The organism is Candidatus Eremiobacterota bacterium (genome assembly GCA_031082125.1).
Lineage (GTDB): Bacteria > Vulcanimicrobiota > CADAWZ01 > CADAWZ01 > Ess09-12 > Ess09-12.
The window spans coordinates 51,832-77,168 of the sequence record JAVHLM010000015.1 but is presented as its reverse complement, the minus strand read 5'-3'; the positions used below and the strand labels follow the sequence as shown (position 1 = coordinate 77,168).

Genomic DNA, 25,337 nt, shown 5'->3' with positions numbered 1-25,337 from the left:
AACGGAATCGGCCCCTTCCATGAGCTTTAGGATAGGCCCCATTGAGATAAAAAGCCCTGTAGTCCTCGCCCCTATGGCAGGCGTCACCGATCTTGCCTTCCGCCTGGTAGTGCGAAGCTTTCACGAGGGGCTTTCATGCGCCGAGATGGTGAGCAGCCAGAGCCTTGTCCATGCAAAATCCCGGAAAAAATATCTTCTCCGCTTCGATCCGAGGGACACTCCCACAAGCGTGCAGATCCTGGGACGCGATGCCTCCCTTATGGCCGAGGCCGCAAAAATCCTCGAGGACATGGGGGCCCAGGCAATTGACATCAACATGGGATGCTCGGTGAGAAAGGTGCTCAAGCAACGTGAAGGCTCTGCCCTGCTGAGAGAGCCCGAGGTGGCAGGTGCAGTCATGAAAGCCGTCGTAAAGGCCGTTACCCTCCCTGTAACGCTCAAAATGCGCATGGGATTCAGTGAGGACCCGAAAAGAGCACTTCTTTTTTCAAAAATCGCTGAAGACTCCGGCATCGCCGCCCTTGCCGTCCACGGGAGAACCATCGAGCAGGGCTTTTCAGGGAAAGCCGACTGGGAGATCGTAGCCCAGGTCAAGAACACCGTTGCTGTCACCGTTATCGGGAACGGCGATGTGAAAACGCCTCCCGACGCCGCGACAAGGATGAGAGAGAGTGGCTGTGATGCGGTTATGATAGGAAGAGGCGCCATGGGAAATCCATGGCTCTTGAGAAATGCTGCCCGCGCATGCCTGGGCCTGGCCCATGAGGAACCCGCCACAGAGGAGAAATTCCCCGTCATGCTTCGGCATATCGCCCTTGCCAGGGAGCTTGCCGGCGAAAGCTCCGCTTCGAAAACCATAAGAAAGCACCTGGTGTGGTATTTGAAGGGGATGCCCCTTGCATCCAGGATGAGGGACCTCATTTTTCACCAGAATTCCTGCAATGGCCTCGTGGCTTTGATTGAAAAATACCGTGATTATATCTCAGGCCTCAATGGCCGGCCCGAGGCTGAAATTCCCCACCCCCGGGAACTGGCGGAGCGCTTCGAGAGCTCCATGGGCGTCAATGCATAACAAGCCGCCTTTCCAGATAGAGGCCATATTCCCTCATCTCCATGGCAGGAATATTTCTGCTATTGTAAAATAAAGGAGAAACATTTTAAAGGGAGCCGGTAAATACATGAAACTGGTAAGGCTTTCACCCAAATACGCCCAGAACGTTGCATCTCTTGAAAGCGAGGTCTACGCTCCGCCCTTCAGGCACGGCGAGGACACCATCAAGAGCAACCTGGCCAAGAGCGAGCAGGACAAGGGGAATCTCAGCTGGGGCCTCATTGATGATGACAAGCTCGTTGGCTATATTACCGCCTGGCTGGATGAATCCCATGTAAAGGAATACATCCAGGAAGACGTGGTCTTCATTGACGATATTGTGGTTCTTCCCGACTTCCGCTCCGGCCTTTTCAAGCTCCTCAAGGCATTCAAGAAAGACATGAACAAGGACAGCCGCTGGGGACTTCCCGTAGAGGGCATTGCAAGGAAAAACGCTTACGAGCTCTTTACAAGGCACAGGGAGCTGCTGGAAAAATTCGGCTATGAGCTTGCCTATACCTATGAGTATTTTGACGAAAACCTTAAGGAAAACCTCATATGGATAAGATTTGAGTGCGCACAGCCCTGAACAGGAGGGAGATCCCGCCACCTCATGCCGTCCAAGAAGACAATACTGACCAGGAAAAACAGGAGCAGCAATAGTGGAAATTAGAGCCCTCCATTGCTCGGACATTCACCTTGACGGCAAGTTTCCGCTCACACCGGGCCGCGGGGAGCAGAGAAGGCAGGAGACAAGGGAGCTGTTCACAGAAATCCTTGAAACTGCCAGGGGGGAAAAAGTTGATGTGGTCCTCATCGCCGGTGATCTCTTTGATCACTCCCTGGTGAGCCCCGGGACCATCGCTTTCATCAAGGAGAAGATCAAGGCCCTTGACCCTCTCCCCGTGGTGATAGCGCCGGGAAACAAGGATCCTTTCACTGCCGACTCCCCCTACTCTTATTCAGACTGGCCTCCCAATACCATAATCTTTAACACCAACAGGCTGAAGGCTATTGAGATAAAGGAAAAAAAGCTTGTAATCCATGGGGCTGCCAACAAGTCCGGCGACGATTCTTACCCTATCATGAAAAGCTTTGCCGCAAGGAAAAAGGAGTTTCTCCAGATTCTGATGTTTCATGGCACCGACACAGAGATCGCCCCCGCGGGAAAAACAGTCTGTCTCCCCTTCAGCGGCAGTGAACTTGCCCAGTGCCCTGTCAATTATATTGCCCTTGGCCATCTTCATGATTACCGGAGGCTTTCCCCCGGGGAGGGAAATTCCTGTGCCTGCTACTGCGGGGCTCCAGATTTCCGCTCCTTCCATGATACCGGGGAAAAAGGGATCATTGTGGCAAGAATAACCCAGGAAGGAACAGAGACAAGGCTGCTGCCAGCCTTCAAGCGAAGATACTTCACTCTACCTGTTGAGTGCTCACCGGCAGAGACCAGTGAAAAGCTCCTTGAGCGGGTGAGGACCATGGCAAAGGAAAAGGACTGGAGTTCTTCCGTGGTAAGGATAGTCCTTACCGGAAGCATTTCACCTTCACTGGCAGCAGGCATCAAAAGAATCAGGGATGATCTTGCCCCTCACTTTTTCGGTGTCTCCGTCTTCAACGAGGCGGCCATCATTCAGGACATGAAATCAATGAAAGGGAGCCCTTCAACCTTAACGGCATTTGTCGGCGCCATTGAAAAAAGGATGGAAAGGGCAGGCAGGGAGGAACTCCTCCTGCTTGCCGAGAGCCTGTCTGTGGGAATTGAGGCTTTTTCCCCGCAAGAAAGTGTTGCGCAATGAAGGTAACCAGGCTGGTCAGCATCAACGCAGGCGGTGAGAGCCTCCCTCTCTCACCTCAATGCAATATCATACTCTGCGGCGCCGGCAAGGTCCTTGTCAGCGGCAGCAGCACCTGCGGGGAATCGGAAAGCCGGGAAGCCTCTCTGATAGTCTGCCCGGAAGAGGGTGGTGCCCCGCCACCTTTGCCGGACAGTGCTTTCCCCCCTTCCCTTCTTTTTAACGGCATGCTCATGAAGCACCTGGACGATCCTTCCCGCTTCTCGTCGCTCTTCCTCTCCATGGCCGATTCAGGCAGTGAAAATCCTCCACAGAGTAACCCGCTGAAGCGTCTCGATGCGGAGCTTTCTCATATCGGCTCAGATTCTGACGGATCAGGTGCCATAGGATCCCTTCTCCTGAGCATGAGCTCGTTGGAAAATGACATTAAATCCCTCAGGGAGAGGAGAGAGCGCTTTGTGACGATCTCCACGACCATTGCAAAGCTTGAAAAAAAGCTCTCCATGCTGATGAAGGACAAGATAAGGACAGAGGATTCCATCCCCAAGGAAAATGCGGCGCGGCTTTACGAGCTTCTCAAGGAGTACCGGGAGCACTCATCCCGCATGAGGGAGAATGAGGCCCGCCTCAAGAGCCTCAAGGAGTCAAAGGAATCCGTCACTCAGAAGGCAAGTGCCCTGAGGGAAGCCCTCAGGGATTATGAGTATCTCCTCACCATGGATAACTCCATCCTCACGCTTATCAATGAATACGAAAGCATAATAATCATCAAGGACTCGTCATCGCAGGAGAAAGAGCATCTCAAGGCCGAGATTCTGGATAAGGAGAAAGAGCTCCAGTCAATCATCTCTCACTACACCAAGGGATTTGAAAAATATTCCTCCTTCGAGGAATTTGACTCCCTCCTCACCACCCTTGAGAGAAGCGTCAGCAGGGCAAAGATTATCAATGAAAAGTGGGAGGTCGTGGAGGAGAAGGAACAGGAGGCTAAAAGGCTGAGAGGAAGGGCCATATCATACCTCATCCCCGCTTATTTTTTCACCCTTCTTGTTGTTGCTCTCGGCTCTGCCCAGATTCACACAAGCTTCCCCATGCTGGAGGTGCCGCTCCTTGTCTCATCGCTTGCGTGCATCTTCATGTTCTATGAATTTTACAAGTACAACCAGCAGAAGAAACGATTTGTCAACGAGATGAACCGCGGGAAGAAAGAGATCATGGAGCTCAAGAGCGATATAGATAAGTCAAAGGAGGCCCTCTCGGAGATTCTCAAGGAGGCAGGAGTCACCGTGTCCTTTGATCTGCGCACCCGCTTCAGAGAATTCCAGGGAGCCAAGAAGGACCTCGACAGCCTCAGCAGGATCACCCGCTCTTTTGATTCCGATGAATCGGAGACCTCAGTGAAAACGAGCTCTCTTGAGATGGAGATCCGTAAAATTCTTGAAAAGAGCGGGGTGCTTTCCCAGGACGCGCCTGTCTCGGCAGAGGTCATCGGGCAGTTCAAGGAGAATTACAGAAAGGCTCAGGCGCTCCAGCAGGAACAGGAATTCCTGCGCATCGAATACCGCAGGATTACTGACGATATCGAGAGAGAGTCGCCTGCGAAAAGCCAGCTTGACAAGACCTTTCAGGGGGCAAGCGCCGCTCTCAGGGCAATGCTTGAAGATAAAAGCCATGCTCTCAATGAGGACATGGTGAAGCTCCTGGAGCTTGACGCCGTAATATCGGACTATCAGGCAGTGATTCATGAGATGGAGGAACGTCTTCCCCCCTCAAGCCCCGGGGAAAAATCCCTCCCCGAGCTCGACGAGGAGCTCGACAGCCTGAGGAACCGGGTCGGGGAGCTCAAACAAAGGCGCGAGGCTGTCGCTCTTGCCAGGAGCATCCTGGAAGAGGCACGGAGAGACTACCTTTCCGGGGACTTCATCCCCCGCCTGAAAGATGCCCTCAGAAGTCAGTGCAGCGCTCTCCCCCACCCCTCGGACGAAAAGCTTATTGAGTCCCTCATGCCCGCGGGAGGCGACCTGGAGGCCGCCCTGGAAAGCAGTGAGCCCTCCAGGCTTTTTTACCATGCCCTTATAGTCTATGGAAGCATCCTTGTGACCATAAAAAATGAACAATACCCCCTTTTCCTGGACGATATCCTGAGCACTGACGGCCCCCTCCCCATTGAAGAGGCGGTAAGAGAGCTCCTGGACCTGTCAAAAGCCTTTCAGATAGTGTGTCTTACGAAAGAAAAGGCGCTCCTGGATCGTATAAAAGGCGCGCTTACAGCACGGGAAGCCCCCTATGACGAGCGCGAAAAAGAGGGCATCCTTGTCATCACCACAAGGTGAGCGGCCAGGGAGACATTATGACGGAAAGCTCCCTTCAGATTCTTACGAAATCCCCCGGCGAGACAGCAAAAATTGGCGAAACCCTTGCCGGGCTCCTCAGCGGCGGCGAGATTATCGGCTTCTCAGGCGACCTTGGAACAGGAAAAACAGTGTGCATCCAGGGGATATGCAGGGGCCTCGGCGTCAGGCAGAAGGTCACCAGCTCAAGTTTTGTGATCATGCGGTCCCTCGCGGGCAGGATCGCAGTGAACCATTTTGACCTTTACCGCCTGGAAGACCCGGAAGAGCTCATTGACCTGGGATATGAGGAGTTTCTTTTTTCCGACAGCGTCGCCCTCGTTGAATGGGCTGAAAGGCTCGGCAGGCTTATGGGAGAAGAGTACCTTATGGTCACCCTCGAGTACGGAGAGGAAAATGACGAGGAAAGGCTCATTACCCTTACCGCCAGCGGGGAGAGGTACGAGAGGCTCATTGGAGAGCTGCGTCTCCAGAACATTGGAAAGGAATGGCAGCCATGAAGGTGCTTCTTATCGATTCAGCCACAGATACCTTCTGCGTGGCTCTCGGAAAGGGGAAGCGCGTCGCCGGTGAGATGTTTTTTGAGCGCCCCAGGGGGCAGCTTCTCTTCATGATGCCGTCGCTGATGGAGCTTTTCAGGATAACAGGCCTGTCAGCAGAGGAGATCGATTTTATCGGCGTCACTTCCGGCCCTGGATCATTCACGGGCCTGCGTCTGGCGCTTGCCACCGCCAGGACCATCGGGCAGGTTCTCGGCAGACCGCTTGTGACCGTGAACACCCTTGATGCTATTGCAGGAAATGTCATGCCCCGCGGAGACGAAGTGGTCTGCTCAGCGCTTGATGCCCGCCGCGGAGAAATCTTTGCCTCCTTTTACCGCGTTGTGGACGGTGCCCTTAAAAGCATCTCGGGATACAGGGCATTCAAAGCTGCCGAATTTGCCAGTGCCATTGAAAACCTGGAGTGCTCCCGGTGCATCATCACGGGGAATGCTCTTGAGCGCTATGAAAAACCAGCCGGTGACGCCGGCGGAGTGAAAGCCGTGCTCCTTCCCCCCTCATACTGGTATCCCAGGGCTCCGGCTCTCATGGCCCTGGCACTTGCGGGCTACCATGGAGGGAGGGCCGTCTCCTGCTATGAAGCTTCCCCCTTCTATATGAGAAAATCAGACGCCGAGGAGCGCCAGGAAAGAGCGGAGACCACACAGTGAGAGATGAAGAGGCCCCGGTGTCCATCGGCTTCATGCGCGCTGAAGATATCCCGCGTATCAGGGAGATCGAGAAGCAGTGCTTCACTGATCTCTGGCCTGAAGATGGTTTTGAGCGTGAGCTCCAGAACACCAAGGTAGGCCTTTACCTTGTGGCGCACACAGGTGAAATGGTGGTGGGCTATATGGGAGCGTGGATCATAATGGATGAATCCCACATCACGACTCTGGCCGTGGACCCCTCCTGCCAGCACAGAAAAATCGGCCTGCGCCTCGTGCTCCGCCTCATGCGCGAGGCCATCACCAGGGGAGCGCGGTGGTCCACCCTCGAGGTGGCGGAGAAAAATACCGCGGCGCTCAGGCTCTATGATAAATTTGGCTTCAACAGGGTAGGTATCCGGCGGGATTATTACGGCGAGGGAAACAATGCCCTTGTCATGTGGGCCGGCAACCTCCAGAAGGATTCCTACAGGGCACGCCTGGAAGCACTTGAACAAAGCCTCGACGAGGCAAGGGAGAGAGGTGAGGAGAGATTATCTGGCTCGGCATAGAAACAAGCTGCGATGAAACTTCAGTGGCTCTCGTCGAAGACGGTGCCACGATTATCGCGAATCTTATCTCCTCTCAGGTTGCACTCCACGAGAAATTCGGCGGTGTCGTTCCTGAGCTGGCAAGCAGGAAGCACCTGGAAGTGGTGAACCCCCTTGTGGATGAGGCATTGAAAAGCTCAGGCCTCGCCTGGAGGCACCTCGGGGGAATCGGGGTAAGTCACGGTCCCGGCCTCATAGGGTCCCTGCTGGTAGGTGTAGCCACTGCCAAGGCCATGGCAGGGCTGCTTGGCATACCCCTCGTGGGGGTGAACCACCTTGCAGGCCATGTGTATGCCAACTTCCTGGTGAATCCCTCCCTGCCTCTCCCCTGCCTGTGCCTTCTCGTATCGGGAGGCCATACTGCCCTCGTCATCATGAGGGAGCACGGCAGATTCGAGCTGCTGGGTGAGACAAGGGATGATGCAGCCGGCGAATGTTTTGACAAGTCGGCAAGAATTCTCGGCCTTCCCTATCCCGGGGGCCCCGAGATCGACAGGCGGGCGCGCAGCGGAGACCACCGGGCAATAAAATTCCCCAGGGCATTCCTCGAGGAGGATTCCCTGGAGTTCAGCTTCAGCGGCCTCAAGACGGCAGTCAAGTATTTTGTGAAAAACACTCCGCCGGGGCACCATTCGATGGAGGATGTCTGTGCCTCGCTTCAGCACGCCATTGTGGATGTCCTGGTGAGAAAGTCCCTTCTTGCCCTTGAGCAGACCGGCATCAGGAGGCTTATGCTTGCAGGCGGCGTAGCCTGCAATTCCTCTCTTTCGGCCCGTCTTGGCGAAGAATCCAGGCGCAGGAATTTTGAGCTCTCGATTCCCCCGCCGGTGCTTTGCACCGATAACGCCGCAATGGTGGCATGCGCTGCCTGGTATGACTTTAAGAGAGGCAGGGAATGGTCCCTTTTTCTCGACGCCAACCCCAACCTCACGTGGGACGATATTCAGTGAGGGTCATCTCGGAGTGCACTCTCCCGCCGCCTTGCGTCTCAGCTTCCAGGAGACGGTGAAGGCGAATGCCACGGCAAGCGAAGCGAGAAGCGCCGTAAGCCAGGCAGGGAAGCCTCTTCCCACCACGAGAAGATAGGTATAGGGGGAGATCCCGAAGAGAAGGGCCGTCACACTCCAGAAGACTGCGCCGTGATAATTCTTTCTTCGCATGCATCTCACGGCGAGGGCAAAGGAGATCCAGAAAAGCACCACCTTCGCCGCATAGAGCGACGCAAGCACATTAAGGCTCACTCCATAATGAAAGGCAAGGGCCTGAAGTTTTTCCATCTGTCTTTATGGCACGAAAAAATCGGGAAGTAATGTTTCTCCACAATTCTCTTTTTTCCTTCCCGAATAACGGATGACTGTTCGAGGCTGGCCTTCCTGAATTATTGCGGGGAAAACAAGGAACCGGCACAGGCGGGAGAGAATTCTCTCATGCCTGCTGCACCGCAGAGAAAGGCGGATTACCGTGGCCCTGAAAGAAATCACCTCCCGGCAGAACCATTTCATCAAGTACGCCGCCTCGCTCAAGGAGAGGAAAAACAGGGATATTGAGCATTCCTGCATCGTTGAGGGGAGAAACCTGCTGAAAGATATGGCGGGAAGCGATATCTCCCTCAGGTTCCTCTTTGTATCCCGTTCATTCTACGGGAAGGAAGGCGCCGGTACCCTTCTCGAAAGGCTCATGCAGAAGGCCGGAAGGTCCTTTCTCATTGAAGACAGGCTCATGGAACATCTCTCCACGACAGAGAGCTCACCGGGAATCCTGGCCGTCGTGGAGACGAAAGCCATGGGAATTGAAGAGGCAGAGGTCAGCAAAGAGAGTTTTTACCTGATCCTGGACAGGCTCCAGGACCCGGGAAACCTTGGCACCATCTTCAGGACCGCAAGCGCTTTCGGGGTAACGGGCGTGATCCTCTTCACACCCCATGTCGATCCCTATAATCCAAAGACCGTCCGTGCATCATCGGGAGCGATCTTCACTGTGCCTCTCTATAGTGCCGGAAACGCCGATATCCCCTGTATAAAGGAGATGAAATCGAAGGGGATGGCCTTATTCAGCACCTCATCGAAAGGGGGGCACCTCCTCCCTGAATGGCCCTGCACCACCCCCATGGCGGTGATCCTGGGAAACGAAAGCCGCGGGATCTCCCCCGAGCTCAGGCAGCTTGCCGATAAGGAGATAAGGGTGCCCATGAAACCGGCAGTGGAATCGCTCAACGTGTCAATCACCGCCGCTCTGATCTGCTACCGCTCTTATGAGCTGCGCTTTCTGGCGAAAAGGTAACAATTTGGACAAGATTTTCATGGAAAAATACTTGCCAAAAATATGTTTATGTGGTATAGTAGAGCACAAGGTCGTTCTCATGGAGTGAGAGCGGCCGACACCAAAGGGCTTTTAAGGGATTAATATTAACGGAAAGAAGAGGTGGAATGAAGTTATGACAGGATCAGATTTTTACTGGGAAATCTTCAAGAACACTGGTTCCCCCACAGCCTACTTGCTCTACAAGGACAACACTCAAGGTAAAAAAGGGGAAGAGACCCAGTAAGCCCTGGTCTGGATACAAGCTTCAGAGACTGATATTTAAAGAATCCTTCAAGGTGGCACACCTGTGAAGGAATTCTTTTTTATGCCGAAGTATAAGGGGCATTATGACCTGGATTGACGCCATAATCATCATTGTATTCATTGCCTTTTTCATCACGGGAGTATTCAGGGGAGGAATATGCGAGCTTGTGGATCTTCTCGTGTTCACGGCTGGCATACTGCTCTGCCTTGCCCTCTACGAGATTCCCACGATGATCGTGCTCAAGATCTGCCCTGAGAACCCCGTATCGGCGGCATGGACAGGATTTTTCATTATCTTCCTCCCCCTCCTGCTTGCAGGTGCAACATTCTCTGTCCGCCTGAGCCATCACTGTAAGGATAAATACAGCAAAGCCCTTCTCTCAGTCACGGGCGGGATCTTTGCAGTCTTCAAATTCGTACTGATCTTCTGGATCATCGTGCTCATCAGTTTCAGCAGCCTCAAGGATTCATGGCTGAAGGAGGACCTCTACCGCTCTCCTTTCACCGCGCAGGTCCGGCGCCTTAACCCTGCCTTCGCCGCCGTGATCCGCCCCCTCACCACCAGGCAGGTATCGCAGAATATCGCCAAGGCCTTTGAAAGACAGGAGTTATGGAAAAACAAGGAGAATAGGACCTGAAAAAGGGAGGATATCATGAAAAAAGCTCTGCTCATATGCATCCTTATTATTGTCTGCACAATGCCGCTCCTCGCCACGCCCATCCAGGATTATGTGTATTACAACCTCAAGGTGGGCCAGCTCATCTTCCGGGAAATAGGGTGCATGGAGCAGGCAAACCAGGTTTTCAACTACTGGATGAACGGCGAGTCCACGAAAGGGGAGGCCGTCAAGCAGCTTGCCTCAATCAAGCTTGAGATGGAAGGCACAAGGTCGGAGATGAAGAAGCTCGAGCCCTCATCGGATCTGAAAAAGCTCCATGAGCTGTATCTCTCCTCTAATGACATCCTTATCTCGTCGGTGATCAACCACCGCAACTTCATAGAAAAACAGGACCTCAAGGCTGACGATATCCGCAGGAAGCTCATGAGCCACCTCCTCTCCTATATTGATGCCGTCTATGACTGCCAGGTAAAAAACATAGCCGCCCAGGCGGAATTTCAAGGCACTCTGAAGCTGGAAGGCGTATCGACAAGCATAAAGGACTATTTCGCCTGGAATAACAAGGTGCTTGAAGTAATGCGCAAGCAGGTCATTATCTCCCGCGACATGGAAAAACTGCTTATAAAGCTTCATTTCGGGGATATCGATCTGGAGCAGGCCCAGAAAGAGGAGAAAGCCCTTGTCGGCGAGGCCGAGACCCTCAAGAAATCCGTCGATACCGTCAATGCCCAGGGCGATGTAAAGGAGCTGAACCTGCTCTTTGTAAAGAGCTTCGATTCCTACATTGACTTCCACAGGGATCTTGAGAACTACCTGCAATCGCCGTCAAAGGACAAGTCACAGAAATTGCAGGGCAAATCAAAAGAAGCCAACAGGAAAAATTTTGAATTCAACGAGGCATGTTTCAAATTCCTCGAGAAACGCGTGACAAAGCCGCAAGCATAGCATCCTCAGGGGCAAGCCCATGAGAGCATGGAAATCCTCACTGCGTGAAGGACACGAGCATGTTCTCTCACAGCTCATGAACAAAGGATTTACCGCGCTCTTCTCAGGGCTTGTCGTAACAAAAAACCTGCTGAAATCTCCCGCTTCCGGGATTGAGCCCGTCATTCACACCGATGCATCGCTTGTGGAAGTTGCAGAGCTCTTCGACTCCGTAGAATTCCCCGGGAGCAGGTGCTTTGACGTGCAGGTGGAGCACCATGGGAGGCTGACACGCTGCAAAATCTATTCACGCCCTCAGAGTGATGATTACTTCAGCGTGCTCAGAAAGTTATCTGAATTTGAGCCTGCCACGGTCTTCACTTTCCTTTACGATGCCCACAGGGACGTGTTCCTGGATCCCTGGTCCGCCTATCACCATCTCAGGGGAAGGCTGCTGGTCTTCATGCCCCGCCTGAAAGACAGCATCACCCAGAAGCCTTCATTACTGCTGGATATCATCGATCTCATGGTGAACGATCATTTCACCATTGATGCTGAGACAGAGAAGATGCTCAGGGCCCTTGTCTTTATTCCCAGGGAAGATGATATGCCTTCGGTGAAAAGGGGGCTCGGGGCGCTCCTCACGGGGGAAAACCCCCACAGAACCATTGTGGCGCTGCAGGAGAAAGGAGTGCTCGAGTCGCTTTTTCCCGAGCTCGTCGCGACAAGGGAGGTCCCCCAGGATAAGGATCATCACCCTGAAGGCAATGTCTATGAGCACACCATCGAGTGCTTCAAGCACCTGAAGAGGCCTTCTCTGGCACTTGCCCTGGGGGCTCTCTTCCATGATATAGGGAAAAGAGAGACCGCCGTCTTCCAGAAAAGACTCAGCTTCCCCGGTCACGAGGCGGCGGGGGCAAGGGCCGCCAGAAAGATACTGAGGCGGATCGGCTTTGAAGAGAGCCTGATAAGGGATGTGACCTTTCTCATTGAACACCACCTTCTTTCCCATGTGCTCTATCACATGCCGGAAAGAAGAAAAGCCGAGTTCATGGAGCACCGCCTCTTCCCAGACATTCTCAGGCTCTATAAGGCCGACGTTATGAGCTGTTTCGGCGATCTCTCCCACTATTATAAAATATCCACATTCTACAAAAAGATCAGGTGCCATGAGAAGGATATCATAGACTGGTAAGTGAAATATCAATATCGTGCATGAGGTCTCGTGCAGTACCAGGAAGGCAGAGAGGGACCGGGGAGGTTGTGCCTTTTCAAAAGCGTACAGCCTGCTCTTGTATTTTTTTTCAGGATGCAGCAGCATAACATTATGAAAATGAAATGTCCCGCCTGCGGAAAAGATACTGAAGATTCCGCCTTGTATTGCAGCACCTGCGGTGCCCGCCTGATCGTCGCGCCACCGCAAAAGAAGATATCTCCCGGGCAGCTCGAGGAGCTGAGGAAGCTCGTGGAGCTCCCCCTGCCTCCCCCGAGGAGGGAACAGACTGCCGGCTGGGAGCCCGTCCCGGCCATCGTCCCGGCCCCTGAGCCACCTCCACCCCAGGACGATTCAAGAAAAAGAACGGAGCTCTCTCCGGGGACTTTCCTGCAGAACAGGTACCAGGTCCTCAAGCCTCTCAAGCGCGGCGGTATGGGAGCAATATACGAGGTTTACGATAACAGGCTTCAGAAAAACTGGGCCCTCAAGGAGCTTATCGAGTTCTTCATCAACGAAGAGGAAAGAAAGAGGGCCACCGAGCGTTTCCAGAGGGAAGCCACAATCCTTGCCTCGCTCATCCATCCCAACCTTCTCCGTGTGATAGATTCTTTTGAAGAGAAGGGCCGCTTTTACCTGGTGATGGATTATGTCCAGGGAATCGATCTCGGGGAGCTTATGAAAGGCCAGCCTCAGAACAGGCTCCCGGAACAATGGGTCATCAGGATTGCCGGTGATATCCTGAAAATTCTCCACTACCTCCATACCCAGCGTCCCCCCGTCGTTTACCGCGATCTCAAACCCTCAAACATCATGATAAGGGAGCAGGACAAGAGCACCGTCCTTGTGGATTTCGGGATAGCAAGGGCGCTCACGCCCGACAACTCCCCCAGAACGGAGATCGGCACCGTGGGCTATGCCCCGCCGGAGCAGTACTCGGGAAATCCTCTCCCCGTCTCTGATATCTACGCACTGGGTGCCACCATGCACGAACTCCTTTCGGGGGTCACACCCCGCGTCCCCTTTCAGTTCCCCCCCCTCAGGGAGGCAGCGCCTGCCGTATCAGAAAGACTGCACCAGATAGTGATGAGGGCCCTCGAGCTTGATCACAGGAACAGGTGGGCCTCGGCAAAAGACATGTACGCGGCCCTGGAGACCATCAGGTCAGGGGGCCCCCTGCCGGAATTCAGGGAGAGCGACTCTTCAGGGATATCCTTTAAGCCGGAGACTGAGAGAAGGGGCTCCTCCGACCTGCCGGGGCTTGACACCTCGATTCTCAAGCCCCATTTCCCGCAGACTCCCGGTCCACTTCCTTCCTCTTCCCCCCTCAATCTTGAGCTTATGCCTACAGAGGCGATAAGCGGCAGGGCGAGATCCTCGCCGCCATCGGCCGAGCAGCTTGCCACAGAGCTTCTTTCCTCATTCAAAAGCTCCTTGCCGAAGGAGGAGCAGTCCCCGAAATCGACTGCAGCCCTCTCTCCGGAGAAGGAAAAAAGCCTGAAGAAGCTCAACGCCTATCTTGACCGCTTCAAGGATTACCTGAGCTTTGACGGGCACAGAGAGCCCGTGACATGCCTTGTGCTGCACCCCCGGAAGGAGCTGCTTGCTTCAAGCGGCGGCGACGGGGCAGTGAAAATCTGGGACCTGGTGGCTCACAAGGAGCTCACTTCTTTTTCCGAATCCTACAAGAACATTGCCACCATAGCCTTTTCCGCCGACGGGAGGCACATCGCTTACAACAGCGCAAAGAACAGGTGCCCTGTCTATGATCTGAAGACAAAAATCAAGATCACTGAATTTGACAAGGTGGACAATGTGCTCCACACCATAGCCTTCCATCCCCAGGAGCTCAGCATCGTGCTGGGCTATATCGACGGTGAGATCGTGGTCTACAATTATGCCACCCAGAGCTTCAGCCGCCTTAAATATTACCAGAAACCCCTCACTGCCCTCACCCTCTCCAAAGACGGCACCCTCATGATAACAGGGCATCTTGACGGCACTCTCATGCTGTGGGATTATGCCGGCAAGAAGCCCATCAAATCGCCTAAGAACCACACGGGAAAGATCAACATGCTTGCTGCTGCCCCGAATGACAAGCTCCTGGCCTCCGGGTCCACGGACGGATCAGTAATACTCTGGAGCCTTCAGAACCTTGTCCCTATAAAAACCCTCAAGGGCGGCACCGGTGAAATCTTTTCGCTGGCCTTCGTACGGGACAACCCTTACCTGTGCACCTCATCAGAGGACAAGACAATAAGGATATGGGATCTCCCCGACGGTGAGCTGAACGTGGTGCTCGATCGCAACCTGGGCCGCGTGATGCACCTCACGCTCAACGCATACGAGAAGAACACCTATCTTGCAGCGGCAAGCGGAAGCCTTGTCACTTACTGGAGGGTTCAGGAGAGTCCTGGCCAGTTGCCGGGTTCCGGGGCTTCTTAAACTCCCTGAGCTCCAGGTGAAGAGACCTCGGCGGCCTCTCATCACCGTCGGTATAGTCAATGATCACGGCGCCCGTGCTGTGGGCGCACCAGAATGCGCCTGAGAGCTGCGATTCGCTCTTGAAGCTGATTTTCATCGCCTGGTAGGTTCCCGCCGGGGTGGTGACCTGCTTTTCCCCGCCCGCCGTGAAAGTGAGCTCTTTACCGAGGATTCTCGCCTTCCATGTAGCTCCTTTTGAGAGAGAACGAGGGAAGAGAAGATATTTCACTCCGCCATCCTTCAGATACAGGCCTTTGCTGTCGTTCTGCAGAAGGATTGTGGCATACGGCGTCTCTTCAAGGGTGACAAGGAGCTGGTGGTATTTCTCGCCGTCAATCTCTCTGGCTCCCTGCACAAGAAGGGTATGGCTGGATACAGGAAGCTTGATGGAGCCTGAGGCAAGCTTTGAGGAGTAAGCACCCGAGTAAGTCCAGGAAGCGCCTTCGCCCATGGGAAAGGAGAATTCCTGGACCTTCCTCGCACAGGATACCGTGAGAAGGCACGAAAGCAGTATGCAGGCTATTCTGCCCAGTCTCATCGCAGCATGCACGGGACAATCCCTCCCTTGGGTTAATGCCTACAGCTCGACCCCGGGAGACGTGTTCTGCGGCTCAGGAGCCTCATCCTTTGGAGGCGCAGGGATCTCAATCACCTGATGAGACGGCTCGGAGGGAGGCGCAGGGATCTCAATGGCCTGGGGCCTTCCAACCTCTTCGGAAGGCTTGGGGATCTCTATCGCCTTGGGCCGGTAAATCGGCTGGGCTGCCCCTGATCCGCCGCTTCCCGAGAGAGGAAGCTGCGCATCGGGCGGGCGCGGCTGTCCCTCAGGCCTGAGGGGCCCAATGCTGGTCTGGGCACTTGCCTCTCCACCGGGCTTGACTGGCGAAGCAAGCTCCTTGTCGGGCTTCCTTCCTTTCGGTGTATATTTTATGGGCCCATGCTTTGAGCAGAACTTCTGGGGAACCTCATAGGTCTTGAAATACTTCTTCACCACGTTGGGGCAGGACCCCGTGCATCGAAGGTTTGTCTCGGCACAGAGGTACACCCCGGCCATCCCCTTCGGATCAGTGTAAAAGGCCAGCTTCTTGTCCCTCGCCAGGGCCTTCTTCATGAAGTTCGCCCAGATGGGCGCGGCAAGATCGCCGCCGTACACGTGGTTCATCTGGGTATAATCATCATTCCCCGTCCACACGGCACAGGTAAGCTGTGGCACATAGCCCACGAACCAGGCATCCCTGAACTCGTCGGTGGTACCTGTCTTTCCCGCCGCTTCACGCCCTATCTGGGCTGCCGTACCCGTGCCGCCTTCTATGACGGTCTTCAGTATCTCGGTCATGGTGAAGGCAGTGGACTCAGGAAGTATTTCCTCGGCCTGGGGCCAGCGGTGATCTTCAATGACAGTGCCTGAAGGATCGATAATCATCTTTATCGCGGTGGGCTCGCACCTGATGCCTCCATTTGCCAGGACTCCGTAAGCTGAAGCCATATCCAGCGGGGTTACCACGGCGCTTCCGAGCCCTATTGAGAGATGGTGCTCTATCGGGTCCCTGATTCCCATCCTGTGAGTATAATCAATCACCTTGTCAATTCCCAGCTTGTCAAGGACCTTGACGGCACAGACATTGCGGGACCACTTCACCGCATCGCGGAAGGTCATGGTGCCGCGGAAGTTCCTGTCGCAGTTTCCCGGAGACCAGAAGACACCGTCGGCTGTCTGGTAAGAGACAGGGCTGTCATCAACGAGGGAGTCGGGTGAATAGCCGCTGTCAATCGCCGCCGTGTAAATGAAAGTCTTGAAAGACGAACCGGGCTGGCGGCGCGCCTGCCAGGCCCTGTTGAACTGGTTCCTCTCTGTATAATTGAGCCCGCCCACCATGCACTTGATATAGCCGTTCCTGGGGTCAATGGCTACAAGCGCGCCGTTGGAGGCATTCATGCCCTGGTTCTTGGCCAAGGAGATGCCGTCCCTGATGGCATCCTGGCCATATTTCTGCATTGCCAGGTCCACGGTGGTATATATTTTCAGGCCGCCCCGGTAGAGGAGGTCATCGCTGTATTTCTGCGAGAGCTGTTTCAGCACGTACGAGGTAAAATAGGGATACTTGATGAGCTGGAACTCCGACTTCCTGGGGGCATAGGCGAGCTGGAGCTCTTTGGCCTTCTTTGCCTGCTGCGTGTTGATGTAGCCGCACTTTACCATGTTGTCGAGCACGTAGGCCTGGCGTTTTTTCGCCGACTCCTCGTCCACAAAAGGTGAATAGACACTCGGCGCAGGCGGAAGGCCTGCAATCATGGCGCTCTCCGCAAGGGTAAGTTCTTTCGCATGCTTCCCGAAGTAAGTCTGGGCCGCTGCCTCAATGCCATAGGCTCCGGCGCCGAAGTAAATCTGGTTGAAATAGAGCTCCAGAATCTCCTTTTTGGTATATCTCCTCTCAATCTGAATGGCAAGTATGATCTCCTGGATCTTCCTGTGGAGGCTTTTCTGGGGATGAAGGAATATGTTCCTCGCGAGCTGCATGGTGATAGTGCTTGCGCCCTGGGATGCCCCGCCGCCCTTGAAATCCTCGTAAGCGGCGCGCGCAATGGACCTGGGATCGATTCCCCTGTGAGAATAGAACCTCTCATCCTCAATTGCAATCATGGCATCCTGCATGGTCTGAGGAATATCCTCGATGGCCACCCAGAACCGGTTCTCCTTGAAGAGCACGCCGATGACCTTGCCGTCCGAAGAGAATATCCTGGAGGTCTCGCTGGGCTCAAACTTGGTGAGCTTTTCCACGTCGGGAAGACCCCTGGAGCAGGTGCTCACCACTGCAAGCACTACGCCGAAGAGGAAAATCGCGATAAAAAGAGCGATAAAAAAGAAAACCAGCACTACCTTGAGAAATGTTCTTTTAGGCTTCTTCTGACCTGTCATGCTCTTTCACCTCGTCACCTTTTATTGCACCGAGAATCCCGTTCACAAACCTGCCCGAATCCCTGTCGCCGAATATCTTTGCCAGTTCCACGGCCTCATCTATCGAGACTTCAACCGGTATATCATCCCTGTAAAGCATCTCGAAGAGGGCTAGCCTCAGGATGTTCTTCTCCACCTTGGCGACTCTCTCGTATTTCCAGTTTTTCAGCTTCTCCTCTATAGATGCATCAAGCTCTTGAATATGCTGAAGGACGCCGGAAAAGAGCTCATCGGCAAAGGAGCGGAACTTCTCATCGTCAAGATACCCTCGGAGCTTCTCCCTTGACGATATTTTCCTGAGGATCCCTTTCTCCTTTCCCTCATCAAGGAAAATCCCCAGCACCTCATCATCAATGCTGAAAAAAACATTCTCCATGGCCTTGGCGGGATGAATCCCTCCCACATCGACCTGAAATAGTGCTGATAGCGCCAGGATCCTTGCAATAGTCCTCTTTCTCACTATTTCTTTACCTCTTGCCCGCTGAGAATCTGTGAAAGGCTTTTCTCGACAAAGGAGGTATGGATCTCCCCCTTCCGGAAATCAACACTTTCGAGAATTCTCTTGTGAAAAGGTACGGTGGTCTTCACTCCTTCAATCTGGAATTCATCAAGAGCCCTCCTCATTCTTGCGATGGCCTCGCTGCGGTCATGGCCGAAGGAGATTACCTTTGCAAGGAGGGAGTCATAATAGGGAGAGACCTCTGAGCCCTGGTATATATGGCTGTCAATCCGAAGGCCGGGGCCGCCGGGAAAGTGGAGTTTTGTAATCACCCCTGTTGAAGGGGCAAATCCCTTCTCGGGGTCTTCGGCATTTATCCGGCATTCAATGCTGTGGCCGTAAAGTGCGACATCGCCCTGCGAGAGCATCAGCTTTTCACCTGCGGCAATTCTGATCTGCTCCTTCACCAGGTCAATTCCTGTCACCATTTCGGTCACAGGGTGCTCCACCTGGATCCTGGTGTTCATCTCCATGAAATAGAATCTCCCGGAATCAAGGTCAAGGAGAAACTCTATGGTTCCCACGCCTGTATAGCCTGAGAGCTTCGAACCCTTGACGGCGGCGTCTCCCATCTCCTTTCTGAGCTTCTTGCTCACAGCCCCTGAGGGAGCTTCTTCAATGAGCTTCTGATTCCTCCTCTGGATGGAGCAGTCGCGCTCTCCCAGATGTATCACGTTCCCCCGCTCGTCAGCCACAATCTGGAACTCAATGTGCTTGGACCGCGGAAGGTACTTCTCCAGGTAAATCCTGTCATCATCAAAGGATGTCCTTGCCTCGGCTTTTGCCGTCATGATGCACTTGAGGAGCTCCTCTTCGTTGGTCACGACCCTCATTCCCTTGCCGCCCCCTCCTGACGTGGCCTTGATGATAAGGGGGTAATCGCACTTCCTGGCAAAGTCGGCAGCTTCCTTGCTGTTCTGTATGATTTTGGTGCCGGGCACTATGGGGATGCCATAGCCCTCCATGGTCTCCCTTGCCCTGGACTTGTCTCCCATGAGCACCATTGAAGCCACAGAGGGCCCGATGAATTGTATGCCGTGGCTGTCACAGATTTCAGCGAATGCCACGTTTTCCGCGAGGAGGCCGTATCCGGGGTGAATGGCCTCAGCCTTGCTGATAATGGCGGCACTGATGATATTGGGAATATTGAGGTAGCTGTTCAGGACCCTCGCAGGCCCCACGCAATAAGCTTCGTCGGCCATCTTCACATGGAGCGACTCCTTGTCAACTTCGGAATATATCGCCACCGTGGCAATGCCCAGCTCCCTGCAGGCCCTTATGACCCGGAGGGCAATCTCGCCCCTGTTTGCAATCAGTATTTTTTTGAACACAGCTTTCTCCTTATTCCCGGCTTCTTCCCTCATTGTCCCTCACCTGCATGAGGGCCGTCCCGTATTCGACACTGCCGTTCTCCTCGACCAGGATATCGGTGATAATGCCCGACGCGAGTGATCGTATCTCGTGCATAAGCCTCATTGATTCAACGTAGCCTATCACCTGCCCGTCTGTCACCTCCTGCCCCTTTTCCACAAGAGGAGTTTCAAAGGGGGTGGCGGCACGGTGAAAAAATCCCACAAGGCCTGAAGTGATGGCGATGATCTTGCCGGCGGAATGGCCCGCCGTCCTGACCTTCGGGGCCCGGGAGGGAGCAGGGCCCCTTGCTGTGCGCTTGAAAGCTATATGGCTGTTCTCTTCCTCAATTTTCAATTCCTGCACCGCAGTGCCCCTTGTGTGCTTCAGAATCCCGGGAAGGACTGCGCCTACAAATTTCCGGAAGCTCTTGTCATTATCCACACTACCTACCTCTTTTCCGCAGTTATCACCCTGGGGAACCCTGCAAGATCATCATGAACCTCGCAGCGGTGAAATCCGTTTCCAGCGAGGAGCTCCACGAGATCCCGGCCCAGGGCCGGATTTATCTCAAGGGCCATCAATCCCCGGGACTTGAGCCATAAAGCCGAACCTTCAATAATTCGCCGCGAGATGGAGAGACCACCTTCATCAGCCCGCAACGCCATCACCGGCTCAAATTCCCTCACGCTTCTCGGCAGCTCAGTGAATTCTTGGTGAGTCACATAGGGAGGATTTGATACGATGACATCAAAGGGCTCATCGCTGCCAATGGCATCATAGAGGTCCCCTCTCGTAAAACGGATGCGGGGGGCGACACCCAGGCTCACGGCATTTTTTTCCGCCATCGCAAGGGCCCCGCCGGAAATATCGGTGGCGGTAATGGTGACAGGGGGGAGAAACCTGGCAAGTGCGCAGGCTATGCAGCCGCTCCCCGTGCCGAACTCAAGAACCCGGGGCGAGGGAATATCCTGTTTTTCGAGCCAGGCCATTACCTTTTCCACGAGGAGCTCTGTTTCGGCCCGCGGAATCAAGCAGGTGGCGTCGAGCTGGAAAACAAGCGACATGAACTCCCTCCTGCCGGTAAGGTAAGAGACAGGGAACCCCTCCATCCTCTTCTCGAGCATCGCCCCGTACTTTTCAATTTCAAGCACTTTGACGATCCGGTCAAAATGTACATAGAGCTCCGTCCGCGAGAGGGCCATGGCAGCGGAGAGCAGCACCTCAGCGTCAAGCTCCGGTGTCGATGACGCTGAACGGCCCAGGAACTTCTTCCCCTTCTGGAGGACTTCTGCTATAGTGCTGCTCATGGAGTCGCAGGTCACCTCGAAATATTCCGTGTATTACGCAGTCGCCTGAATGGCTGACTGCTGGCTGTGAGCAACAAGGGCATCGATGATATCTTCAAGATCGCCTTCCATGATGAACTCGAGGTTGTGGACCGTGAGGCCGATCCTGTGGTCCGTGAGGCGGCTCTGGGGGAAGTTGTAGGTCCTGATCTTCTCGCTGCGCTCCCCGGTCCCCACCTGTGATTTCCTGTTCCTGGCGATCTCCATCTCCTGGTTCACCTTCTCCTGATCAAGCAGCTTCGCCCTGAGAATTCTCATTGCCTTTTCCCTGTTCTGGTGCTGTGAGCGCTCGTCCTGGCAGGCCACCACGATGCCTGAGGGGAGGTGGGTGATCCTCACGGCCGAATCGGTCTTGTTCACATGCTGGCCGCCGGCGCCTGAGGAGCGGTAAGTGTCAATACGGAGATCATTGATATTGACCTGGATGTCCACTTCCTCGGGCTCTACCAGGACCGCCACGGTGACAGTGGAGGTATGGACCCTCCCGCTTGCCTCGGTGGCCGGCACGCGCTGCACCCTGTGGACGCCGCTCTCAAATTTCATCCTGGAATAGACGCCCTTGCCGGAAATCGAGAAGACTACCTCCTTGAAGCCGCCCAGCCCCGTGATGTTGGAGCTCATGACCTCGCTTTTCCAGTGCTTCTTCTCGGCATATTTGCAGTACATCCTGAAGAGATCGCCGGCAAAAAGGGCAGCCTCATCACCACCGGCCCCGCCCCTTATCTCCATTATGATATCCTTTTCATCGTAAGGATCCTTGGGAATAAGCATCTTCAGGAGCTTCTCCTTGAGCTGCTCCTTCTCCCTGGTCTCTTTTTCAATCTCGGAGTTGATATACTCGGCAAGCTCGGTATCTTCCTCATACCTCACCAGGCTGAGGTTCTCCTCGAGAGCGCCATTCACTTTCTTGTAATGGCGGAAGACATTAACTGTCTCCTCTATCCCGGAGCGCTCCTTGGCAAGCTCCTTGTATTTCTCCAGGTTGCCGATAACGTCATTATCGCAGAGCTGCCTGTTTAACTCCTCATACCGCGCTTCAATCTCTTCCAGCTTCTGTTCCATGCGCGTTACCTCCTGCCCATACCATGCTGCTTAGCGTGCCTGCCGGTGCCCTGTGCACCCGTACCATCCATACTCTCTTTATACCATAAGAGTCAAGAGTCTGCAATCCTTTTCCAACACGATATTCCGATTGCGGCATACCATTCCATGGGAGAATGCTCCTTCAATACTTAAGGGGAAGCTCTTCTTCCTGCCTGTACTTCGCAGGGCTGAGGGGCACATTGTGGCAGTGCCTGCACCGTGCCTCGTATTTTTCAGACGCTCCCACAAGGATAGTGGGGCTGTCATACTCGGCGGGATGGCCGTTTATAATCCTCTGCGAGCGGCTTGCATTCCCTCCGCATACGACACAAATGGCATTTAGCTTGTCCACGGACTCTGCCTTCGCCATCAGGTAAGGAACGGGCCCGAAAGGCTCCCCCTTGAAATCCATATCCAGGCCAGCCACGATGACCCTGAGGCCTCTGCTTGCAAGCCTGTCACAGATTTCAGCGACCTCAATGGGGAAAAACTGGACCTCGTCAATGGCCACGACTTCCGTGTCCTCTTCAAGCTGCTCCAGGATTTCGTCAGGATGAGTGACGGGAAGGGCCTTTATCGTGAATCCGCTGTGCGATACCACTTCCAGAACCCCGAAGCGGCTATCCATTGAGGGCTTGAAGACCTGGACCTTGAGCCTGGCGATCTGGGCCCTCTTGATTCTCCTGATAAGCTCCTCGCTCTTCCCGCTGAACATGCTTCCACAGATGATTTCAAGAGAACCTTTCTTTGTCATGTGCCAAGACCTCCTGGTTTCAAACGGCTCATTTTTTCATAGCACTTCATGTCAGCGCTGGGGCATTCCCCCGAGAGGCATGAGGGGCCTGCCTGCTCAAATATGGCGGGCGCTACCTTCATCACGGCGCGAAGCATGGCATAGGCAAGCTTCCGGATTTCCCACTGGGCTTTCTTGCAGCAGCGCAGGGAGAAAAAATGAAGAAGCTCCCGGGCATTCATAGTCACCACAAGAGTGGTAAAGAGGGCCTGGGGAAGGATATAGCGGGCATCCTCACAGGGAATCCCCCGGCCCACCATCTCATTATAAAAGTTCATTGCATCGCCCATGAATGCATCGAATTTCTCTTTCATGGGCTCATCGTCCCTTATGCGCGGAGGCGTCACGAACTCCGGGCTTCCCCCCATCTTGACGTACCTCTGGCTTTGCTGCGAGTAAGAGGCAATCCGGTGCCTCACGAGCTGGTGGCTTGTGACTCTCGAGATCTCTTCTATGGAAAAAGTGAAGCTCACGTGCTCCACAATGGAAAGATGCCCTTTTTTTATGCAGTCTGAAATCCTTTTCTGGATCTTTTCCGTGGTGAGGGCCTCCATGATCTCGCCGGCACTCTGCGAGGAGTAGCAGACTCTCGCCGCTGCCGCCGCGAGCTTCTCAGGCTCAGGCGTATGCTGTAAGAGCGTCACTTTCACCTGGAACACCTTCTTTTCGAGAAAATGGAGAAGAGGAGATAATACACAAAGAAGGAGAGCCAAGGCTCTCCCTCTTTCATTAAAGAGGCTTCACCATGAGAGATGAATCCCTATTCCCCTTCCTTGTCGAGGCCGTATCTCTGGCGGAACTTTTCCACCTGTCCTTCCTTGCCTGAGAGGCTTCTCTGCTTGCCCGTGTAGTACGGGTGGCATGCCGAGCACACTTCCACCTTGAGGCCCTTTCTCGTTGAAAAGGTCTGGAAGGTCGAGCCGCAGGAGCATGTGCATGTAGCTTCAAACCACTTGGGATGTATCTTGTCCTTCATTGCCGTTCACCTCTGTAAAGCTCACCTGGATGCTTGTATATCGAACGTGAGGTATTATACCACAGGACGATTCATTTTGCAATGGGGGCTGAAAAAAGTTCTCTCGCTGCTTACCACATAGCACGGCATTCATGATCCGTCAATTTTTGTCGCCCAAGCCATGGGAACTCATTTCCGCCGAAGCTCAGCTGTCGCCGGGAAATCTCTCCTTATGCCTGAACTTGTACTTTTCGTATACCTTGTTGAATTCCTTATGGATATCCCGGAATATCTGGAGGATAGTGGGATCAAAATGCTCGGGCAACGTACGGCCGTCACCTTCAGTGATCACCTTGCTGACCGTCTTGTGATCTGACTGGGGCTTGTAAGGCCGGGCGCTTCTGAGGCAGTCGTACTGGTCGGCCATTATCATGATCCTGCCTTCGATAGGTATCTCCTCCCCCTTGAGCCCCCGGGGATATCCCGTGCCGTCCCACCTCTCATGATGGGTGAGGGCTATCCGCTCAGCCATCTGCAGCAGTGTTGACGTTGACCCCGAGAGGATTCTTGCACCAATGGTGGTATGAAGCTTCATGAGGGAGAACTCCTCCGGGGTAAGCTTCGCAGGCTTCAGCAGGATCTCCGTGGAGACTCCCGCTTTCCCTATATCATGCATGTGGCTTGCATAAGAGAGAGCCTCCATAGCCTTCTCAGGCCATCCAAGCGCCTTGGCTATGAGATTGCAGTAATGCCTGATCCGGTAGATGTGCGACGCCGTCCCCTCGTCCTTGTATTCAGCCACAATCGAGAGGCGGTAAACGGTCTCGTAATAGCCCTCCTTCAGCCTGTCCATCGAAAGGCTGAGCTCCTGGAGGGTATCCCTGAGCTGATCCGATTTCCTCTTTACCTCATTTTCGAGGATGCTGTTATGGAGCTTGAGAAAATCCTCAAACTCCTTTACCCGCAGCAGGTTTTTGGCCCTCACCTTCAGCTCCGAGATATCGAAAGGCTTGGTGAGGAAATCACTGGCCCCGGCTTCGAGGCTCTTCATCTTGGATTCCCTGTCTTCAAGGCCGGTAATCATCACCACGGGCACAGTCTTGGTAGTGGCCTCGGCCTTGAGCCTGCGGCATGTCTCTACACCATCCATCTCGGGCATGATGATATCCAGGAAGATAAGGTCGGGAGTGATGGTCCTCGCCACCTCAATGGCTTCTATTCCACTTTTCACCGTCACGAAATCATATCCGCACGATTCAATCACAGAGGAGATGATCTTCAGATTCTTTTCATCATCATCTACGATAAACACTACGGGCTTGCGGTCCTTGGCCATATATCCTCCTGGTCCCTCCCATTCAGCTCAGCCTGCCTCATGAGGCTCACCTATATCCTCCCTTATAATATCGGGCGCGGGAGTCTGTAAATAGCTGCTGAACTGAGTGCTTTGAAGGCGGGACAATCTCTGTTTCTGCAGAATTTCGCTCTTGCCGCGGCACGTTCCTGCCTTCCTGC

General features: G+C 54.1%; 26 protein-coding genes. 14 read left to right on the top strand and 12 right to left on the bottom strand.

Annotation, left to right across the window (positions count from 1 at the left end; genetic code table 11):
• Window positions 1–19: 19 nt before the first annotated feature.
• From dusB to tsaD, 8 genes are all read left to right on the top strand, one after another.
• Window positions 20–1,072 carry a tRNA dihydrouridine synthase DusB gene (gene dusB / locus RDV48_16860; GenBank protein ID MDQ7824475.1) on the top strand — a complete coding sequence of 351 codons (1,053 nt, stop codon included), beginning with the start codon at window positions 20–22 and terminating at the stop codon, window positions 1,070–1,072.
• 106 nt (window positions 1,073–1,178) lie between these two features.
• A complete protein-coding gene (locus RDV48_16855) occupies window positions 1,179–1,679 on the top strand; it encodes a GNAT family N-acetyltransferase (protein ID MDQ7824474.1) in 501 nt (166 codons plus the stop codon).
• Between the two features lie 73 nt (window positions 1,680–1,752).
• The gene (locus RDV48_16850) at window positions 1,753–2,886 is read left to right on the top strand and encodes a metallophosphoesterase (protein ID MDQ7824473.1); all 1,134 of its coding nucleotides are present in this window, start codon (window positions 1,753–1,755) and stop codon (window positions 2,884–2,886) included.
• Window positions 2,883–5,216 carry a hypothetical protein gene (locus RDV48_16845; GenBank protein ID MDQ7824472.1) on the top strand — a complete coding sequence of 778 codons (2,334 nt, stop codon included), beginning with the start codon at window positions 2,883–2,885 and terminating at the stop codon, window positions 5,214–5,216. The genes RDV48_16850 and RDV48_16845 overlap by 4 nt, the downstream gene beginning before the upstream one ends.
• A gap of 17 nt (window positions 5,217–5,233) precedes the next feature.
• A complete protein-coding gene (gene tsaE, locus RDV48_16840; protein ID MDQ7824471.1) occupies window positions 5,234–5,734 on the top strand; it encodes a tRNA (adenosine(37)-N6)-threonylcarbamoyltransferase complex ATPase subunit type 1 TsaE in 501 nt (166 codons plus the stop codon).
• Complete coding sequence (gene tsaB / locus RDV48_16835) at window positions 5,731–6,444, top strand: tRNA (adenosine(37)-N6)-threonylcarbamoyltransferase complex dimerization subunit type 1 TsaB (protein MDQ7824470.1); 714 nt, start codon at window positions 5,731–5,733, stop codon at window positions 6,442–6,444. The genes tsaE and tsaB overlap by 4 nt, the downstream gene beginning before the upstream one ends.
• Window positions 6,441–6,992 (top strand): ribosomal protein S18-alanine N-acetyltransferase, encoded by a 552-nt coding sequence (gene rimI, locus RDV48_16830; GenBank protein ID MDQ7824469.1) that lies wholly within the window; start codon window positions 6,441–6,443, stop codon window positions 6,990–6,992. The genes tsaB and rimI overlap by 4 nt, the downstream gene beginning before the upstream one ends.
• 23 nt (window positions 6,993–7,015) lie before the next feature.
• Window positions 7,016–7,981, top strand: coding sequence for a tRNA (adenosine(37)-N6)-threonylcarbamoyltransferase complex transferase subunit TsaD (tsaD, locus tag RDV48_16825; protein ID MDQ7824468.1), 966 nt, complete (start codon window positions 7,016–7,018; stop codon window positions 7,979–7,981).
• A 3-nt stretch (window positions 7,982–7,984) separates the two neighbouring features.
• On the opposite strand, the gene RDV48_16820 is transcribed toward tsaD, so the two are convergent.
• A complete protein-coding gene (locus RDV48_16820) occupies window positions 7,985–8,308 on the bottom strand; it encodes a hypothetical protein (GenBank protein ID MDQ7824467.1) in 324 nt (107 codons plus the stop codon).
• Window positions 8,309–8,492: 184 nt separating this feature from the next.
• On the opposite strand from RDV48_16820, the gene RDV48_16815 reads away from it, so the two are divergent.
• The 6 genes from RDV48_16815 (at window position 8,493) to RDV48_16790 (ending at window position 14,798) form a co-directional block, all read left to right on the top strand.
• Window positions 8,493–9,311, top strand: coding sequence for an RNA methyltransferase (locus RDV48_16815; protein ID MDQ7824466.1), 819 nt, complete (start codon window positions 8,493–8,495; stop codon window positions 9,309–9,311).
• 154 nt (window positions 9,312–9,465) lie between these two features.
• Window positions 9,466–9,576, top strand: coding sequence for a YqzL family protein (locus RDV48_16810; protein MDQ7824465.1), 111 nt, complete (start codon window positions 9,466–9,468; stop codon window positions 9,574–9,576).
• 103 nt (window positions 9,577–9,679) lie between these two features.
• Window positions 9,680–10,234 (top strand): CvpA family protein, encoded by a 555-nt coding sequence (locus RDV48_16805; protein ID MDQ7824464.1) that lies wholly within the window; start codon window positions 9,680–9,682, stop codon window positions 10,232–10,234.
• Between the two features lie 15 nt (window positions 10,235–10,249).
• Window positions 10,250–11,161, top strand: coding sequence for a hypothetical protein (locus RDV48_16800; protein MDQ7824463.1), 912 nt, complete (start codon window positions 10,250–10,252; stop codon window positions 11,159–11,161).
• Between the two features lie 19 nt (window positions 11,162–11,180).
• The gene (locus RDV48_16795) at window positions 11,181–12,335 is read left to right on the top strand and encodes an HD domain-containing protein (GenBank protein MDQ7824462.1); all 1,155 of its coding nucleotides are present in this window, start codon (window positions 11,181–11,183) and stop codon (window positions 12,333–12,335) included.
• A gap of 132 nt (window positions 12,336–12,467) precedes the next feature.
• The gene (locus tag RDV48_16790; GenBank protein MDQ7824461.1) at window positions 12,468–14,798 is read left to right on the top strand and encodes a protein kinase; all 2,331 of its coding nucleotides are present in this window, start codon (window positions 12,468–12,470) and stop codon (window positions 14,796–14,798) included.
• Here the strand turns inward: RDV48_16790 and RDV48_16785 are convergent.
• From RDV48_16785 to RDV48_16735, 11 genes are all read right to left on the bottom strand, one after another.
• The gene (locus tag RDV48_16785; GenBank protein ID MDQ7824460.1) at window positions 14,740–15,387 is read right to left on the bottom strand and encodes a hypothetical protein; all 648 of its coding nucleotides are present in this window, start codon (window positions 15,385–15,387) and stop codon (window positions 14,740–14,742) included. The genes RDV48_16790 and RDV48_16785 overlap by 59 nt on opposite strands.
• A 27-nt stretch (window positions 15,388–15,414) precedes the next feature.
• Complete coding sequence (locus RDV48_16780; GenBank protein ID MDQ7824459.1) at window positions 15,415–17,754, bottom strand: PBP1A family penicillin-binding protein; 2,340 nt, start codon at window positions 17,752–17,754, stop codon at window positions 15,415–15,417.
• The gene (gene nusB / locus RDV48_16775) at window positions 17,732–18,253 is read right to left on the bottom strand and encodes a transcription antitermination factor NusB (protein ID MDQ7824458.1); all 522 of its coding nucleotides are present in this window, start codon (window positions 18,251–18,253) and stop codon (window positions 17,732–17,734) included. Before nusB ends, RDV48_16780 begins: the two co-directional genes overlap by 23 nt.
• Window positions 18,253–19,623: an acetyl-CoA carboxylase biotin carboxylase subunit gene (gene accC / locus RDV48_16770; GenBank protein MDQ7824457.1), complete on the bottom strand. Its 1,371-nt coding sequence runs from the start codon at window positions 19,621–19,623 to the stop codon at window positions 18,253–18,255. The genes nusB and accC overlap by 1 nt, the downstream gene beginning before the upstream one ends.
• Window positions 19,624–19,633: 10 nt before the next feature.
• Window positions 19,634–20,086 carry an acetyl-CoA carboxylase biotin carboxyl carrier protein subunit gene (locus RDV48_16765; GenBank protein MDQ7824456.1) on the bottom strand — a complete coding sequence of 151 codons (453 nt, stop codon included), beginning with the start codon at window positions 20,084–20,086 and terminating at the stop codon, window positions 19,634–19,636.
• A 5-nt stretch (window positions 20,087–20,091) separates the two neighbouring features.
• Complete coding sequence (prmC, locus tag RDV48_16760) at window positions 20,092–20,952, bottom strand: peptide chain release factor N(5)-glutamine methyltransferase (protein MDQ7824455.1); 861 nt, start codon at window positions 20,950–20,952, stop codon at window positions 20,092–20,094.
• Window positions 20,953–20,985: 33 nt separating this feature from the next.
• Window positions 20,986–22,053 carry a peptide chain release factor 1 gene (gene prfA / locus RDV48_16755; protein ID MDQ7824454.1) on the bottom strand — a complete coding sequence of 356 codons (1,068 nt, stop codon included), beginning with the start codon at window positions 22,051–22,053 and terminating at the stop codon, window positions 20,986–20,988.
• 163 nt (window positions 22,054–22,216) lie between these two features.
• On the bottom strand, window positions 22,217–22,828 hold the full coding sequence (locus RDV48_16750; protein ID MDQ7824453.1) for a thymidine kinase: 612 nt from the start codon (window positions 22,826–22,828) through the stop codon (window positions 22,217–22,219).
• A complete protein-coding gene (gene thyX, locus RDV48_16745) occupies window positions 22,825–23,517 on the bottom strand; it encodes an FAD-dependent thymidylate synthase (GenBank protein ID MDQ7824452.1) in 693 nt (230 codons plus the stop codon). Before thyX ends, RDV48_16750 begins: the two co-directional genes overlap by 4 nt.
• Window positions 23,518–23,627: 110 nt before the next feature.
• On the bottom strand, window positions 23,628–23,843 hold the full coding sequence (gene rpmE, locus RDV48_16740) for a 50S ribosomal protein L31 (GenBank protein MDQ7824451.1): 216 nt from the start codon (window positions 23,841–23,843) through the stop codon (window positions 23,628–23,630).
• A gap of 184 nt (window positions 23,844–24,027) precedes the next feature.
• A complete protein-coding gene (locus RDV48_16735) occupies window positions 24,028–25,158 on the bottom strand; it encodes a response regulator (protein ID MDQ7824450.1) in 1,131 nt (376 codons plus the stop codon).
• Window positions 25,159–25,337 lie beyond the last annotated feature (179 nt).